This is a genomic window from Jatrophihabitans sp. GAS493, assembly GCF_900230215.1.
Classification (GTDB): Bacteria; Actinomycetota; Actinomycetes; order Mycobacteriales; family Jatrophihabitantaceae; genus MT45.
On sequence record NZ_LT907982.1, the window covers coordinates 496,664 to 513,130 of the forward strand.

The 16,467-nt window shown below is 68.6% G+C and carries 14 protein-coding genes and 1 tRNA gene; 6 read left to right on the forward strand and 9 right to left on the reverse strand.

Annotated features, from left to right (window positions below; translation table 11 throughout):
* Positions 1-17 precede the first annotated feature (17 nt).
* A tRNA-Ser gene (locus CPH63_RS02255) sits at positions 18-105 on the reverse strand.
* A gap of 140 nt (positions 106-245) precedes the next feature.
* Here CPH63_RS02255 and CPH63_RS02260 point away from each other — a divergent pair.
* Complete coding sequence (locus tag CPH63_RS02260; protein ID WP_096301384.1) at positions 246-599, forward strand: YciI family protein; 354 nt, start codon at positions 246-248, stop codon at positions 597-599.
* On the forward strand, positions 596-1,927 hold the full coding sequence (locus CPH63_RS02265) for an RNA polymerase sigma factor (protein ID WP_096301385.1): 1,332 nt from the start codon (positions 596-598) through the stop codon (positions 1,925-1,927). Before CPH63_RS02260 ends, CPH63_RS02265 begins: the two co-directional genes overlap by 4 nt.
* Positions 1,928-1,931: 4 nt before the next feature.
* Here the strand turns inward: CPH63_RS02265 and CPH63_RS02270 are convergent, their stop codons facing one another.
* Entirely contained in the window at positions 1,932-3,245 is a 1,314-nt protein-coding gene (locus CPH63_RS02270) for an ATP-dependent 6-phosphofructokinase (RefSeq protein ID WP_206745631.1), read from the reverse strand.
* A 73-nt stretch (positions 3,246-3,318) separates the two neighbouring features.
* On the opposite strand from CPH63_RS02270, the gene CPH63_RS02275 reads away from it, so the two are divergent.
* Complete coding sequence (locus CPH63_RS02275) at positions 3,319-4,776, forward strand: MFS transporter (protein WP_157749222.1); 1,458 nt, start codon at positions 3,319-3,321, stop codon at positions 4,774-4,776.
* Positions 4,777-4,784: 8 nt separating this feature from the next.
* The gene (locus CPH63_RS02280) at positions 4,785-5,027 is read left to right on the forward strand and encodes a DUF2630 family protein (protein ID WP_096304888.1); all 243 of its coding nucleotides are present in this window, start codon (positions 4,785-4,787) and stop codon (positions 5,025-5,027) included.
* A gap of 51 nt (positions 5,028-5,078) precedes the next feature.
* Here CPH63_RS02280 and CPH63_RS02285 read toward each other — a convergent pair whose 3' ends face one another.
* From CPH63_RS02285 to CPH63_RS02310, 6 genes are all read right to left on the reverse strand, one after another.
* Positions 5,079-6,341, reverse strand: a complete 1,263-nt coding sequence (locus CPH63_RS02285; RefSeq protein WP_096301388.1) for a glycosyltransferase — start codon at positions 6,339-6,341, stop codon at positions 5,079-5,081.
* The gene (locus CPH63_RS02290; protein WP_096301389.1) at positions 6,338-7,990 is read right to left on the reverse strand and encodes an MFS transporter; all 1,653 of its coding nucleotides are present in this window, start codon (positions 7,988-7,990) and stop codon (positions 6,338-6,340) included. The genes CPH63_RS02285 and CPH63_RS02290 overlap by 4 nt, the downstream gene beginning before the upstream one ends.
* Positions 7,897-9,141: an alpha/beta hydrolase family protein gene (locus CPH63_RS02295; RefSeq protein WP_157749223.1), complete on the reverse strand. Its 1,245-nt coding sequence runs from the start codon at positions 9,139-9,141 to the stop codon at positions 7,897-7,899. The genes CPH63_RS02290 and CPH63_RS02295 overlap by 94 nt, the downstream gene beginning before the upstream one ends.
* A gap of 240 nt (positions 9,142-9,381) precedes the next feature.
* A complete protein-coding gene (locus tag CPH63_RS02300; RefSeq protein ID WP_096301391.1) occupies positions 9,382-10,272 on the reverse strand; it encodes an ABC transporter permease in 891 nt (296 codons plus the stop codon).
* Positions 10,259-11,194 carry an ABC transporter ATP-binding protein gene (locus CPH63_RS02305; protein WP_096301392.1) on the reverse strand — a complete coding sequence of 312 codons (936 nt, stop codon included), beginning with the start codon at positions 11,192-11,194 and terminating at the stop codon, positions 10,259-10,261. The genes CPH63_RS02300 and CPH63_RS02305 overlap by 14 nt, the downstream gene beginning before the upstream one ends.
* Before the next feature lie 14 nt (positions 11,195-11,208).
* Positions 11,209-12,294: a hypothetical protein gene (locus tag CPH63_RS02310; RefSeq protein ID WP_096301393.1), complete on the reverse strand. Its 1,086-nt coding sequence runs from the start codon at positions 12,292-12,294 to the stop codon at positions 11,209-11,211.
* A gap of 128 nt (positions 12,295-12,422) precedes the next feature.
* Between CPH63_RS02310 and CPH63_RS02315 the strand changes: the two genes are divergently transcribed.
* A complete protein-coding gene (locus tag CPH63_RS02315; RefSeq protein ID WP_096304889.1) occupies positions 12,423-13,133 on the forward strand; it encodes a response regulator transcription factor in 711 nt (236 codons plus the stop codon).
* 9 nt (positions 13,134-13,142) lie between these two features.
* Positions 13,143-14,612: an ATP-binding protein gene (locus CPH63_RS02320; RefSeq protein WP_096301394.1), complete on the forward strand. Its 1,470-nt coding sequence runs from the start codon at positions 13,143-13,145 to the stop codon at positions 14,610-14,612.
* Here CPH63_RS02320 and pknB read toward each other — a convergent pair.
* Positions 14,609-16,444 (reverse strand): Stk1 family PASTA domain-containing Ser/Thr kinase, encoded by a 1,836-nt coding sequence (gene pknB / locus CPH63_RS02325; RefSeq protein WP_096301395.1) that lies wholly within the window; start codon positions 16,442-16,444, stop codon positions 14,609-14,611. The genes CPH63_RS02320 and pknB overlap by 4 nt on opposite strands.
* Positions 16,445-16,467: the final 23 nt, after the last annotated feature.

Consider the following 16,467-nt stretch of genomic DNA (forward strand, 5'->3'; position numbering starts at 1 on the left):
GCGATCGGACGCCTGAGCGGAGGGCGTGGGATTTGAACCCACGGTTGGGGATCACCCAACAACGGTTTTCAAGACCGTCGCACTCGGCCACTATGCGAGCCCTCCAAGTTGCCGGTCCAGCCTAGCCGACGGCGATCGGGGCGGATTCCACCAGAAATTCTGCCGCCGCTGTCGATCCGCCGCCACCTCACGCGTCGATACTGTGTGAGGCCCCAAAAAAGCGGGCCGCGACGAAAGGACAGCCCATGTCGCAGTACCTCATCCTGATCTTCGGAGACGAAGCCGAGTACGCCGCCGCCGACGAGCAGACCACCAAGGAGATCCACGCCGGGCACGGCGAATTCGCCGACATCGCCGGGGCCGCCATGGTCGGCGGCAACGCGCTGTACCCGACCGCCACCGCCACCTCGATCCGTAAGGGAGCCGATGGCGAGTTCACCGTCACCGACGGCCCCTTCGCCGAGATCAAGGAGGCGCTCGGCGGCTACTACCTGGTCGAGGCGGAGGACCTCGACGCGGCCATCGCGCTGGCCAAGGCCGTTCCGGCACCGTGGGGCGGTGTCGAAGTTCGCCCGATTCAGGTAATCGATATGTCGTGACCGGTTCGGCTACGGTCACGGCCGCAGTCGCGGACGCGCACCGTCGCGAGTGGGCCTTCGTGCTCGCCGCGACCGTGCGCGTCACCCGCGATCTGGACCTCGCCGAGGAGTGCGTCCAGGACGCCTACGCCAAGGCTCTGGACACCTGGGGAGCGCGCGGTGTCCCGGCCAACCCCGGCGCCTGGCTGACCACGGTGGCTCGACGCCGGGCCCTGGACGTGCTGCGCCGCGACTCGCTGTGGCGCCGGGCGGTACCGCTGCTCATCGAGGAGGCGGGGGCAGCCGGCGATCACATCGGCGATGATCGTGACGAGATCCCGGACGACCGGCTGCGCCTCATCTGCACCTGCTGCCACCCGGCCCTCTCGCCGGAGGCGCAGGTGGCCCTGACGCTGCGCCTGGTCGGCGGCCTGAGCACGCCGGAGGTGGCCCGCGCCTTCCTGGTGAGCGAGTCGACGATGGCCGCCCGCATCACCCGGGCCAAGAAGAAGATCAGCGGCGCCGGCATCCCCTACCGCATCCCGGACGTGCATGAACTGCCGAGCCGGATCAGCGCCGTCCTCGAGGTCATCCACCTCGTCTTCACCGCCGGACACACTGCGGCCGCGGGCGAGCAGCTACAGCGCAGTGACCTCTGCGAGCGGGCCATCGATCTCGCCCGCATGCTGCACTCGCTGCAGCCGAAGAACGGCGAGGCGACCGGCCTGCTCGCCCTCCTGCTGCTCACCGACTCGCGACGGGAGACCCGACTCGACGCCGACGGCCGGCTGGTTCTGCTGGCCGATCAGGACCGCACCCGGTGGGACCGAGCGGAGATCACCGAGGGCCTGGCGCTGGTGCCCGTCGCCCTGCGAGCCAAGTCCAACACCAAGGCCAAGTCCAAGACCAAGGCCAAGTCCAAGACCAAGACCAAGTCCAAGACCAAGTCCAAGACCAATGGCGACGGCTATCTCCCCGGACGCTTCGCCCTGCAGGCGGCGATCGCCGCCGTTCACGCTCAGGCCGCCTCCTCGCCGCAGACCAATTGGGAGGAGATCATCGGCCTCTACGACGTGCTCCTGCAGGTCTGGCCGACCCCGGTCGTCGCCCTCAACCGCGCCGCGGCGATCGGCCTGGGGCGTGGACCCGCGGCCGGCCTGGCCGCCGTCGATGACTTGACGGTGGAGCCGCAGCTGGCCAGCTACCCGTACCTGGCCGCGGCCCGGGCCGACTTCCTGCGCCAACTCGGATGCGCGGACGAGGCCCGCACCGCCTACACCGAGGCGGTCATGCTCACCGACAACGATGTGGAACGGGCCTTCCTCGCCGGCCGCCTCGCCGCGCTCTAGCCCGCTAGCTGAAGGCCCGCGGCTGGCCGGTCGCCTCCAGTACCGACAACCAGAGATCACCGTCGGGGTCCACCGTGTTGCGGGTGCTCACCACCAGCTCGATCGGCAGGTGCACGAAGCGACCGTGCCAGCGCCCCACGACCATGGCCGTGTACCCGGCCATCGCCGCGTGCACCGCGTTGTGGGCCAGCCGCAGGCAGTAGACGCTGTCGAACGGGTTCGGCGGGATGCTCCGGATCGCGTACGAGGGGTTCACGTAACGCAGATTCATCTCCAGCCCGGCTTTGCGAAAATGCGCCGCGATCCGCTCCTGCATCAGCAGCCCGATGTCGTGCAGGCGGGCGTTGCCGGAGGCGTCGGTCTCCGAACCGCGACCGGCCAGCAGTTCCTGCCCGGCTCCCTCGGCCAGAATCACCACCGCGTGCCCGCGGGCCTCCACCCGTCGCCGCAGCTGGGCCAGGAACCCCTCCTCCCCCTCCAGCCGGAACGGGATCTCCGGGATGAGCACGAAGTCGGCGTCATTCTTGGCCAGCGCCGCGTAGCAGGCGATGAAGCCGGAGTGGCGACCCATCAGCTTCACCAGCCCGACCCCGTTCGGCGCCGCCCGGGCCTCGACCGTGGCGGCTCGGATCGACTCGGTGGCCCGTCCGAATGCGGTCTGAAAACCGAAGCTGCGGTCGATGTAGGGGATGTCGTTGTCGATCGTCTTCGGAACCCCGACGACCGAGATGGTGAGACCCCGGGCGGCGATGACGTCGGCGATGGCCAGCGCCCCGCGCAGCGACCCGTCACCGCCGATGACGAAGAGCATCGAGATCCCGTCGGCCACCAGCCGGTCGACCATCGCCCCCGGATCCTGCGCGCCGCGCGACGAGCCGAGGATGGTGCCGCCGATCTCGTTGATGTCGCGCACCACGTCCGGGGTGAGCCGCATCGGCTCCCGCCCGATCAGCCCGGCGAACCCGTTGCGGTAACCGATGATGTCGCTGACCCCGTAGTGCAGGGACAGCTGCAGGACGATGCCCCGGATGACGTCGTTGAGGCCCGGGCAGAGACCACCGCAGGTGACGATCGCGGCCCGGGCACCGGCGCCGAAGAAGATCTTGCGGCGCGGCCCGCCGGGCTCATAGGTCGGGAGCTCGCTGGCGCTCACCCGCCGGGCAGTGGCCGCCACCAGGGTGTCGTCGACCAGCACCCGGTCGGTCTCGTCGACCCAGTGATAAGAGGCCTTGCGGTCGCTGAGCATCGCCAACAGCGGGGAGTCGATCGTCGCCGGCCCGAGGGTGCGAACGGCCAGATCGATGTTGGGAACAGTCATAGCCATATGATCCCGTAGCTATGTTTCCAGACACTGCAGTCTTGGCTACGCGCTAGTAGGAATGCGGGCAGAATTGACGATCGAGCTCAAGACCGTAGCCGGCCGCGGCGTCCTCGCGGCCACCATCCTCGGCGCGGGCATGTCGTTTCTGGACAGCACAGTCGTCAACGTCGCGACCCGGCAGATCGGCCTCGACTTCCACGCCAGCTTCGCCGCGCTGCAGTGGGTGCTGAACAGTTACATGCTCACGCTGGCCAGCCTCATCCTGCTCGGTGGATCCCTCGGCGACCGCCTGGGCCGGCGGCGCATCTACCTCATCGGCGTCATCTGGTTCGCCTCCGCCTCGATCCTCTGCGCGGTGAGCTGGAACATCGAGTCGCTCATCGCCGCCCGGGCCCTGCAGGGGGTCGGCGGCGCGCTGCTGACCCCGGGCAGTCTGGCCATCATCTCGGCCGCGTTCGTGCAACGGGACCGGGCCGCTGCGGTCGGCGTCTGGTCCGGCCTGACCGGAGTCAGCTCGGCCTTCGGACCGATCCTCGGCGGTTGGCTGGTCCAGGACGTCTCCTGGCGCTGGGCCTTCGCCATCAACGCACCGCTGGCCGTCGCCGTCGTGATCCTCGGGCTGCGTTACGTTCCGGAGAGCCGAGCCGAACATCTGGCCAAGCACCTGGACATCGTCGGCACCGTCCTGGTCTGCCTCGGCCTGGGCGGACTCACCTACGGCCTGATCCACGCCGGCGCCGGCTGGGACAGCACCGCGGTCGTCAGCGTGGTTGGCGGCGCCGCCATCTTCGTCGTCTTCGTCCGGCACGAGGCGCGTACCCCCGGTCCGTTGGTGCCCCTGGATCTGTTCAAGAACCGGACCTTCACCGGCACCAACATCATGACGTTCTTCACCTACGGCGCGCTGGGTGCCCTCTTCACCGTGCTGGTGCTGCACCTTCAGATCGTCGCCGGCTATGGCGCCTTCGCGGCCGGCATCTCCACCCTGCCGATCACCCTGGCGCTGCTGATCCTCTCCCGCCGCTCGGGCGCGCTGGCCAGCCGGATCGGTCCCCGCCCGCAGCTGATCGGCGGACCGCTGGTCGCCGCGGTCGGGATGGCGTTGATGCTTCGCATCGACCAGACCCACAACTCCTACCTGCTGGACGTCCTGCCGGCGGTCACCGTCTTCGGCATCGGAATGGCGATCCTGGTCGCCCCCCTCACCGCGACTGTGATGGCCGCCGCGCCGTCGGACGAGGTCGGAATCGCCTCCGGGGTGAACAACGCGGTGGCCCGGGCCGCGTCGCTGCTGGCCGTCGCCATCCTGCCCGGGCTGGGCGGCCTGCACGGCGAGAACTACCGGATCCCCGAGGACATGCTGCACGGCTTCCGAGTGGTCACGGTCTGCTGCGTGCTGCTGCTGCTCATCTCAGCCGCGGTCGTGGCGCTGACGGTGAGCGGCACCCCGCTGGCGTCGCGGTCGGTGCCGGCGACGGGCGGAACCGATGGTGGCGGTGTTGCGGATTTCGGCGACGCCACCGCATGATGATGGGCATGGACGACAAGACGATTCTCGATCACATCCACGCACTGGTAGCCGAAGAGAAGGATCTTCGTTCATCGCACGCCGGTCACGGCCTCGGCGGTGAGGGGCGTCAGCGCCTGCAGCACCTGGAGGAGCAGCTCGACCAGGCCTGGGACCTGCTTCGGCAGCGCCGGGCCAAGGTGGAGATCAACGAGGACCCGAGCACTGCTCAGCAGCGGGACGTCCACGAGGTCGAGAGCTACCTGAATTAGCCGGGAATTAGCCGGGAATTAACCGGTAACTAGCTCGGAACGAGCCGCCCGCTAACCGATCCGGACTTCGCGGCGCCCGGTCGGGGCGAAGGTGTCGTCGATGATCCGGCATGCGTTCTCGACGCCGTCCTCGGCCTGCAGCCAGCTCCCCACCAGCGCCGACTTCTCCCGGATGGAGCGGTCCGAGGTGGCCACCCGCAGCCGACGGGCGAGGCGATCGGCGTCCAGATCCTTCATCGGCGCCGGCGCCGGCCCGACGCCGAGCTCGGTGACTTTGTTGCCCCAGAACGGCTGATCGCCGAAGAAGGGGCAGACCACGCTGGGCACACCGGCCCGCAGCGCGGTGGCCGTGGTTCCGGCGCCACCGTGGTGAACGGTGGCGGCCATCTGCGGGAAGAGCATCGCGTGGTCGACCTCGTCCACGAAATACACGGTGTCGCCGGTGTGGTTCCAGCGGGGCAGCCCCTGCACCACTCCGCGGAGTCCAGTGCGGTGGAGGGCGGCCCGCACCACGTCAGCCAGGATCCGCGGCTCGCTCGCCGTCATGCTGCCGAAGCCGACGTAGACCGGCGGCGGACCGGTGTCCAGAAACTCGGCCAGCGACGGCTCCAACGGCCGGCCGTCCGAGCGCAGCCAGAATCCGGTCATGTGCACATTCGCCGGCCAGTCGAGCGGGCGGGGCACGACCACCGAACTCACTCCGCAGAGCATCGGGACCGCCGCCGCCCGGTCGTAGTGGAACGTACTGCGGCGCAGCGGCGCCAGCCCGAGCACCGAGCGGCGCAGCCGGTTGGTCATCCGGGCCAGCGCGGCCCAGGTGAGTCCCTCGATCAGCGCGAAGGTAGCTCGGTTAGCCGTGCCACCGAGGTTCCTCGCCGTGATCACCGGGTTGGCGAAGGCACCCGTCGGCTCACTGGGTTGGAACTGCAGGATTCCGTGCGGGATGCCGTAGCGCTCGGCGATGTGCCGGCCGCAGCCGCCCATCGCCGGCGCCAGGATGAGCTCGGCATCCTCGCAGGCGGCCTCCATCTCGCTGAGCGTCCGCTCCGCCAGTGGTTCGATCACGTTACGTATGCCGCGCACGAAACCCAGCGCGCCGCCGGCGAGCATCGCCTGACCCTCCTCCGACTCCACCATCTCCTGCGGATCGAAGGAGATCGGCACATGAGTCAACCCAACTCCCCGAACAACATGCGCATACCGTTCCGACGCCAGCACAGTGACGTCGTGCCCACGCTGCATGAGTCCTTCAGCAAGCGCGACGCATGGTTGGGTATCGCCGCGCGAACCAAGCGCAGCCAGAACTATTCTCATGAATCCCCCTCTTCGCTCTGATAGATCTCACTTGTCGGGCCGGCGGCCGAGACGAGCACCAGCGGATGGGACTGCATCGCCTGACCGGTTCGAAGTTCGACGTCATCCAGCAACCGGCGATGACGTCCGGACGTATCTGACACTGTGCGCAGGTGCTTCGGAACATGGCGCATCGTCACCAGCGCGACGACGGCTCCGACGAGCGTGAGCAGGGCCCCCACCTGCAGCCCGCGTTCATACCCCCCGACAAAGGCATCCGAGGCGGAAGACCCTTGCTCCACAAGGGAATTCTGCCGTCCGAGCAGTACAGCCCCGGTAAGGACGATGCCGAACACGCCGGCGATCTCCTTGGCTGCGGTGAGGACGGCCGAAGCCATCCCCGCACTCACCTCGGGAACGACGGTGAGGGCGGCCGAGGTGAGGGGAATGGACAGGGCCGATCCGACCCCGACCAGGATCAGCGCGGGCAGCAGATCGAGGTAGACCCCCGACGAGCCGACCGTGGAGACCCAGAAGAGACCGATCGCCACCATCAGCAGCCCGGCGGCGACGGTGAGGTCGGTGCCCAGCATCGCGACGATCCGCCCGACGAAGGGCACCACCAGCACCAGGACCACGGCCAGCGGGATGAAGGCCGCCCCGGCCTGGGTGGGCGAGTAACCCATGATGTTCTGCAGGAAGAGCGAGGTGAAGAAGAAGACTCCGTTGATCCCCAGACCCCAGAGGAACTGCGCGACGGTGGCCCCGCTGAAGAGGCGGTTACGGAAGAGGGCAACGTCGATGAGCGGGTCGTCGGTGTGAAACTCGGCGTAGATGAACGCGATGACGCAGAGCACCGCGACCGCGAATGCGAAGAGGATCGGCTGGGAGTTCCAGCCCTGCACCCCGCCTTCGATGAGCGCCCAGGTGAGCCCGCTCAGGGCCAGCCCGGAGAGCACCAGGCCAGGCACGTCCATCGGCCCGTCCGGGTTGGCCGGCGGTGCCTTCGGCAGCCCGATCGCGGCGATCAGCACAGTGACGGCGACGACCGGAACGTTGAGGAAGAAGATCCAGCTCCAGTGGAAGTACTCGGCGATCGCCCCGCCGACGAGTGGACCGAGGGCCAGCGCGCAGGCGGCCGACGCGGTCGCCATGCCGGCCCCGAGGACGCGCTCACGCGACGTCGCATCGGAGGCCAGGATGGCGAGCGTCGCCGGCAGGGCCAGCGCGCCACCGACGCCCTGCACGGCCCGAGTGGCGATCAGCACGCCGGCGTTGGGGGCCAGTCCCGCCAGGAGCGAGCTGGTACCGAACACCAGCATGCCGATCATGAAGATGCGCCGCCGGCCGAACCGGTCGGTGAGCTTCCCCCCGGCCAGCATCAAGCTGGCGAAGGAGAGGATGTAACTGGAGGCGATCCATTCCAGATCGTTGGTGCTCAGCTGCAGCTCTCGCTGCATCACCGGGAGAGCTACGTTGACGACCGTATTGTCGAGCGCCGTAATGAACGTAGCCAGGGAGATCGAGACGATGATGGTCGTAGAGGTCCATCGCCCCCGATCAGTGGTGGCCGAACTCAGGGCGACACTCCGGTGAGCGAACCGCTGATGCCGGCAGCGGCGGCGAACATCGGCCAGGAGCGGACGAACTCGCGGTCCCAGTAGAACCAGCTGTGGGTTCCGTTGCCGTAGAAGTCAGAGGTGACGGGAACTCCGGCTGACTGCGCCTTCTGAGCGAAGGACTGGCTCGTGCCGAGCACGACCGGCTCGATCGAGTCACTACTGGCCCCGGACGGATCGAGCGGGCCGACCTTGCCGTTGCCGGCGGAGACGAAGACCGGTGTGTTCCGCAGGTTCGCCAGCAGCGCGGCCGGGTCGTGGGCCCGCCAGATCGAGTTCTGCAGCAGGTAGTCACCCCACATGGCGACCGGGCTCTTCAGGTCGATCAGGTTACCGGCCTCGATGATGAGTCCGGTGGTGACCGAGGAGAGATCGTCCAGGCCGCTGTAGGAGGCGGCGGCGGCGAAGGTGGCCGGGTGCAGGGCGGCGAGGGCGAGCGCGCTGTAGCCGCCGCTGGAGATCCCGGCCACGACGGCCTTGCTGTTGGCCCGGTAACCACGCTGCAGCAGCTGCGGCAGCTCGGTGGCAACGAAGGTGTCGTACTGGTTTCCCTGACCGGAGATGCCGTAGTTCCAGTAATTGGTGGCGAAGGCGGAGCTGCCGATGCTGGGCAGCACGAAGAGGGCGTCGGTGGCCGCCGTCTCCTGCGGAAGCTTGGTGAACAGCGACCAGGACTGGTAGTCGGTCTTGTCATTGCCACCGTGCAGCAGGTAGACCGACGGCCAGGTCGAGCTGGGCTGGGTGGACCAGTCGGCCGGGAGCATCAGGCGAACCGGCGCGGGACCGTTGAGGGCCGGTGAGTAGACCATCAGGTCGACGGTGCGGGCATCGACCCGGCTCTCGTAGGCGACGAAGGCGCCGTCGTCGGCGCGGGCGCTGTTGAGACCGACGATCGGTACCACGCCGGCGTTCGGGACACCGATCTTGCTGGTCGAGGGGACGGCACCCAGCTTGGGGTTGGTGCCGCCGTTGCCGCTCTGGTTGACCTGGCTCAGCTGTGCGACGGAGGTGCCGGGAGCACCGGTCGGTGCCTTCGGCGCACAGTTGGAGAGGCCGAGGAAGCCGCAGCCCAGCGCACCGGCCGCGGTCTGCGGGATGACGGCCAACGCCAGGGTCACCGCTACCGCGGCGGGAATGAGAATGCGCCTCCGCCGGGAGCGACCAGCCTTGCGAATTGACTTGCTGTCGGATGAAATCTCCACTGCGCCACATCCCCCACGGTTGGCTGTTGCGGCGACATTTTTCAACGAACCGACAGTCGGCCCAGCCCCCGCAATCATTACTTGTGAGTAACCGTATTGGCCGGGTGAAGGAGCGTCAATAGCTTTGTTGGTATTGCAACCAATACCGCCGACGGACTCGGCCGAAGCCCCGTAAACACGGCACTTGCGGTGGTTGCCTACCGTCTGGACGGCATTTCGAACCGGTAATTCTCGCCGGTTTCAGCTAGTGACGTCCTTGTTACTGAAACGGGCCCAGCTGAGGGTGAGAAAGAGTGCCACATAAACCAGCGCGACCACGCAGCCATGTTGAACTCGGGCTGTGTCCATAGGGTCACGCAGAAGATCCGCGAACTGCAGCCAGTAGTGACTCGGCAGCCAGGGATGCAGCGTACGCAGTTGCGGAACCGCGTCCAGCACCTCGCTGGTGATAACCAGGGCCAGCGTGGCGGCCATCGACGCCACCGGCACCTCAGTCAGGGTCGAGACGAAGAGCCCGATCGCGCCGACCGCGGCCATCATCCAGCTCAGGTAGAGCACCACCAGCAGCAGTCGATAGAGCCCGGCCGCGAACGAGACGGAGGTGCCGGATAGCAGCGTCACCGATCCACCGCCGAAGAGCGCGACGCCGATCAGAACGCCGATGAGGGCGACCAGCAGCACGCTCACCAGGCACCAGACCAGGATCCCGAGGTACTTCACCACCAGAAGTCGAGTGCGTCCGACCGGCACCGTCAGCAGGTAGCGCAGGGTGCCGACATTCGCCTCCCCGGCGATCGCGTCGCCGGCCACCACCGCGACGGCCAGCGGCAGGAAGAAGGCGAGGACGGCGGCCAGCGCGGCGAAGGCGACGAAGACCCCGTTGTCGGTGATGCTGTTGAAGAGCGCTCCGCCGTTGTCCTCCCCGCCGCGGCTCGGATGCTGGGAGGTGCTGCGCACCGCGATCGCGATGACGATCGGGAGTGCACCGAGGACGGCGAGGATGGCCAGGTTGCGGCGGCGCCGGAAGATCATGGCCAGTTCCGAGCGCAGCAGTCGCAACACCGCGAAGGGAGATCGGCGCCCGAGGGGGCGGCCGGCCAGCGGGTCCACTGGTGCCTCAGCCACTGACATCGAAACCCGACCCGGTGAGCTCGACGAAGACGTCCTCCAACTGCGGGCGGGCGACGACGAAGCCGCGCACCGCCACTCCGGCATTGACCAGGGCGGCGACCACCGACTCCGGGGGCACCGATCCGAGCACGGCCGTGGCGCCGCTGTCGTTGATCGCGACGTTGGCCAGTCCCAGCGCGGCCAGGGTCGACGCGGCCCGCTCGCCGTCGGCCGTGCTCACCTGGGCCAGCACGTGCTGCTGCTGCGAGAGCTCGGCGAAGGAGCCCTGCCAGACCATCCTCCCGACACTCATCACGCCGACATGGCTGCAGACCTGCTCGACCTCGCTCAGCAGGTGCGAGGAGACCATCACGGTCACCCCGTCGGCGGCGAGTTCGGTGATCAGATGCCGGACCTCGCGGGTGCCCTGCGGATCGAGGCCGTTGGTGGGCTCGTCGAGTACGAGCAGGTCGCGCGGCTGCAGCAGCGCGGCGGCGATGCCGAGCCGCTGTCGCATGCCGAGGGAGTAGTTGCGGTACTTCTTCCCGGCGGCGGCGGCCAGGCCGACCCGGTCGAGGGCCGCCCCGATCCGGTGCCCGGCGTTGCGCGGATCGGCGAAGGCGTCCGCGGCATCCAGCCGCGCCAGGTTGGAACGTCCTGATAAATACGGGTGAAAGGCCGGCCCCTCAACCAGCGCGCCGACCTTCGGCAGTACCCGCGCGGCGCCGGCCGGGAAGGCCTCACCGAGCAGCGAATGAGTTCCGGCGGTGGGGAGGATGAGGCCGAGCAGCATCCGGATGGTGGTGGTCTTACCCGAACCGTTGGGGCCGAGGAAGCCGTAGACCGATCCGGTCGGCACCGCCAGATCGAGGGAGTCGACCGCGACCTGGCCGCCGCGGAAGCGTTTCGTCAGGGCAGCGGAGGCCACAGCCAGCTCGGTCACCTGACGATTGTCGCTTACTTGTAGGTGGCCGCCGCCGCATATAGCGCGGACGGCTCCACCGCGCCGGCCAAGACGCGGCCGTCATCGGTGAGCAAGACCGTCAGCAACTTCGAATCGAAGAGCCGGCCGCTGCCCCAGGCGCCCTTCACCGGGGTGAGCGCGGCCATCAGCTTGGAGTCGCTGCCCGTGTCGGCCGGAAGTTTGGCGTGGGTGGCCAGCACGCTCGTCCACCCGCTGCCGATCGTCGAGGGCTGGTCGGCCGTCGACGCGGCGGCGATCGCCTTGCCGGCCTGCTTGGAGGTACCGGAGTCCTGGGTGACCGTCGCGCCCGACGGCGGCTTCCAGTCGAAGTTGGAGTCGTCCGGTACGGCGAAGTTGATCTCGGTGAAGGAGACGTCGAGCGCCGCCTTCGACAGGTCGTTGCGGGCATAGACCTGCACGGCCAGCGGGACGCGTTTGGCCCCGTCGACGGCGATGCGAACCGACCCGATCCGCGACGCGGTGTCCCGCGGGGTGAGGACGAGCTCGTAGGCCGCCCGTCCGGCGACCTCACGGGAGGAGTCGGTGGTGACCAGCGTCGAGGGGCTCATCACGGCCAGCGCTCGGGCCGCCAGCTGATCGGGGGTCAGCGTCGTCGCGCTCGGAGTCTTGGCGTCGGCGGCCGGCAGCGTGGTGTGCGAGGCGACCTTGGAGCTGCTGTTCCAGGACCAGAGGTCGGCGCCGCTGCGGAAGATGTCGGTCTCGCCAACCGAGTCGAGCAGTGCCACCCGCTGCTTGGTGGCCCCGGAGTACCAGACCCGGGCGGTGTGCGAGCCGCTGAGCAGGCCGAGCAGCGTGCCTCCGGTCTGACCCGAGCTGTCGACGCTGGGTAGTTCCGGAAGTCCGAGCGCGGCCTTCTGCACGACGGTGCCGCTCAGGCCGCCGACGTGTGAGGACTCGAGGTCGGCCAGCAACTGGGCCGCACTTCGGTACGGCAGGTCGGTGCTGGCCTGCGCCGAGAGGCCGCCAGCGGCGACGACGGCGACCACCCCAGCGACCGCCGTCGGCACCAACCACCGCAGATAACGATGTCTGGTGAAGACACCACTGATCCCGCGCATGCCGCAAGTCTGGCTCGAAGTGACTGTGATCAGCCTGAGCGATTCCCACCCATCCTGAGAAATTCCTGGCAGAGTGAGTGGCAGAGTGAGTGCCTGACCCGCTCGACTCTGCTGACGGAGGACTCATCGTGCGACTGCTCATCGTGGAAGACGAAGTGCGCTTGGCCTCAGCCCTGCAGCGCGGGCTGATCAGCGAAGGTTTCACCGTCGATGTGCTGCACAACGGCCCGGACGGGCTGCACGCGGCCCAGGAGACCACCTATGACCTGGTCATCCTCGACATCATGCTGCCCGGACTGTCGGGCTACCGGATCATCGAGGCCCTGCGCAAAGAGGAGAACTGGGTCCCGATCCTCATGCTGACGGCCAAGGACGGCGAGTACGACGAGGCCGACGCGCTGGATATCGGTGCCGACGACTACCTCACCAAACCCTTCTCCTTCGTGGTGCTGGTGGCCCGGGTGCGCTCGCTGCTGCGCCGCGGTGTCATCCCCCGGCCGGCGTCGCTGACCGTCGACGATCTGGTGCTGAACCCGTCCGCCCATTCGGTGCACCGCGGCGAGACCGAGATCGAGCTGACCCCGCGCGAGTTCTCGCTGCTGGAGTACCTGATGCGCCGCGCCGGCGAGGCGGTCTCGAAGTCCGACATCCTGCACCATGTCTGGGACGCCCACTACGAGGGCGACGCCAACGTGGTGGAGGTCTACGTCGGGTATCTGCGGCGCAAGATCGACGTCCCGTTCGGTCGCCAGAGCGTGCAGACAGTTCGTGGTGCCGGCTACCGGCTCGCTGTGACCGGCGTCGGCGGAGCGGATGCCACCAGCGGCGCCGGCGGGTAGCTGCCGGCCGTGATTGGCGCTCTCAAGGGGTTCTGGCGCAAGCGGTCGCTGCGAGAACGGATCACCGCCGCGACCACGCTGCTCTTCGCCTTCGCTGTGGTGACCGGTGCCGTGCTGCTCATCGGGCTGCAGCGCTGGTCACTCACCCGCTCCATCGACTCGTCGGCCTACAAGACCGGAAACGAGATCGCCGCCCTGGTGCGCAGCGGCAAGCAGCCGTCCCCGCTGGTCGGCGGGGCCGGTGACTACATCCAGATCGTCGACGCGCAGAACCGGGTCGAGGCCTTCCAACTCGGCACGGACGCTGCGGTCTCGCTGCTCTCGGACGGGCAGGTGGCCGCGGTGCGGGCCGGCGGTCGGCTGACCATCAACGCCGAGAGCCGCGGCGTGAACGACACCCTGCGCGTCGTCGGAGTGCCGGCCGACGACGAGACGGTGATCGTCGCGACGAGCATGGCCCAGGTGACCCGCAGCGTGCATCTGCTGCGAAACGCGGCCCTGCTGGGCATCCCCATCGCGGTGCTGGCGATGGCCCTGGTGACGTACTGGATCGTCGGGCAGACGATCCGCCCGGTACGCGGGCTGCGGGCCAAGGCGGAGGCGATAACCGCGGCCGGGTTGGCCGACCAGCGGCTGCCGGTCCCCGCCGCCGAGGATGAGATCCAGCGCCTGGCGGTGACGCTCAATGCGATGCTCGACCGGCTGGACTCGGCGACCTCACGGCAGCGCACCTTCGTCGGCGACGCCGCCCACGAGCTCCGGTCGCCCATTGCCTCGGCCCGGCTGCAGTTGGAGATCGCGCAACGGCTCGGCCCGGAGACCGACTGGAACGAGGTGGCGGCCGATGTCATGGTGGATATCGACCGTCTGCAGCGGCTGGTCGATGATCTGCTGGCGCTGGCGCGTTCAGATGAGGCGGGCGGCGGTCTGGCCCGGCGTGAGCCGGTGGACGTCGGTGAGCTCGTGGAGTCGCTGCTGCCGCAGTACAGCCAGGCGCGGGTTCCGGTCGAGGTGGTGATCGCGCCGGAGGATCGGGGGCCAACGGTCTCGGACGCGGGCTCCGGTGGCGCGCGGGCATTCGGGCCACTGACCGTCTCCGGCGACCCCGATGGGTTGCGCCGGATCGTGGTGAATCTGGTCGACAATGCGCTGCGCTATGCGGCGGCCTCGGTCTGCGTGACGATCTCGTCGGAGGGCGGCGGGCGGCGCAACGTCGTCATCGCGGTCAGCGACGACGGGCCCGGAATCGAGCCGAACGAGCGGGGCCGGGTCTTCGATCGCTTCTACCGGATCGCGGCGTCGCGGTCGCGTGGCACCGGCGGCACCGGGCTCGGCCTGCCGATCGTCCGCGACCTGGTGCGCGCGCACGGCGGCAGCATCGTGCTGTCAGACACCCCGCGTTCGGCGGGGAAACCCTCGGAGAAGGGTGGTCGCGGCGGACTCACCGCGACCGTCACCCTCCCCGCCCGCAGCGTCTAGCAGCCCGGAGCCGGCGGAACCACCGTCGGAGTCGGGGTCGCCGCCGGATCCGGCGTCACCCCCGGCAGCGGCGTGGCGGCCGGGCTCGGCGATGGCGCACAGGTCGGCGTCGGCGCGATGAACTGGTAGACGGTGAGCGTGATCGGCGTCGCCTGCGTGTAGGAGATGCCCGGCTGCGGGTTCATCGCCGAGACCAGACCGTCCTTGGACTTGTCGCTCGTCTTGACGATCGTCGGCGTGCTGTTGACCGCGAGCCACCCCTGCTGGGTCAGCTGCTGGCGCGCGTCGGCGAACTTCATCCCGACCACGTTCGGCAGCGGCACCTTTCCGGAGGAGACCGACAGCTGAACCGTTGACCCGGTCGGTACCGAGGTGTTCGCCTTCGGATTCTGATCGACGACCTGCCCGGCCGGCGCCGCGTTGTCGACACTCGTGGAGGTCACCGTCAGGCCCTGTGCGGCCAGCACATTGCTGGCATCGGAGAGCTGCTTGCCGACGACCGACAACACGGCCACGGTCGGCACCGCGTAGACCGTGTACGTCACCACAGTCCCTTCGCGCTCCTGCGAGTTGGGCAGCGGCGTCTGCGTGCAGACGTTGCCCACCGCCACCGTCTGCGGGGCGTTGTCCGGGTCGATGCCGCACTTGCTGGCGGTGGCGTGGGTGCCGGAGGCGAGCTTGAAGCCCTGCTGCAGCAGGGAGTTGTCCGCCGCCGCCGGAGCGGCCGCGATGATGTTCGGCACCGCCACCAGCTTCGGTTTGTCGCTGCCGGCGAAGACGATCAGGTACGCGGTGAGTCCGATGACGATGAGCAGCGCGGCCACCACGGCCAACCAGACGAAGGCGGCCCGTCTGTTCTTCGGCTCCTCCTCGGCCAATGGGTCGCCGTCACCGCCGGCCGCGACCGCGGCCGCACCGGCCACCGGAACCGGTGTCTTGGCGATGAGCTGGGTCCGCTCGTCGTCGGTGAGAACCGCCTCGGCCTCGACCGGCAGATCCGCCAGCGCCCGCTGCAGGTCCGAACGCATCTCCGCCGCCGACTGGTAGCGGTTCAGCGGGTTCTTGGCCAACGCCTTCATCACGATGGAGTCCAGCGCCCGCGGGATCGTCGGGTCCACCGAGGACGGCGACGGCGCCGTCTCCCGGACGTGCTGGTAGGCCACCGCGACCGGCGAATCACCCGTGAAAGGTGGATGTCCGGTTATCAGTTCGTAGAGCAGGCAGCCGGTGGAGTACACATCCGAACGGGCGTCGACCGACTCCCCCCGTGCCTGCTCCGGGGACAGGTACTGCGCGGTGCCGATCACGGCCGCGGTCTGGGTCACCGTCGCCGAGTTGTCGCTCAGGGCGCGGGCGATGCCGAAGTCCATCACCTTCACCGCACCGGCTTCGGTGATCATCACGTTCGCCGGCTTGATGTCGCGGTGCACGATTCCGTTGCGGTGGCTGAAATCCAGGGCGGCACAGATCTCGGCCGAGACCTGCATGGCCCGCTCGGCCGGCAGTCGTCCCTCGGCCTTGAGGACGTCGCGCAGGGTCCGTCCCGAGACGTACTCCATGACGATGTAGGGGATCGGGCCGTCGGTGCCGACGTCCTCTCCGGTGTCGTAAACGGCAACGATTGCCGGGTGATTGAGTCCAGCGGCGGCCTGCGCCTCGCGACGGAACCGGTTGAGGAAGGTCTGGTCCCGAGCCAGGTCGGCGCGCAGCACCTTGATCGCCACCTCGCGGCCGAGACGCACGTCCCGCCCACGGTGCACTTCGGCCATGCCGCCATAGCCGATGAGCTCACCGAGCTCGTACCGGTTCGCGATTAGACGGGGCTGTGTCATCGAACATCCTCACTCATTGCCGT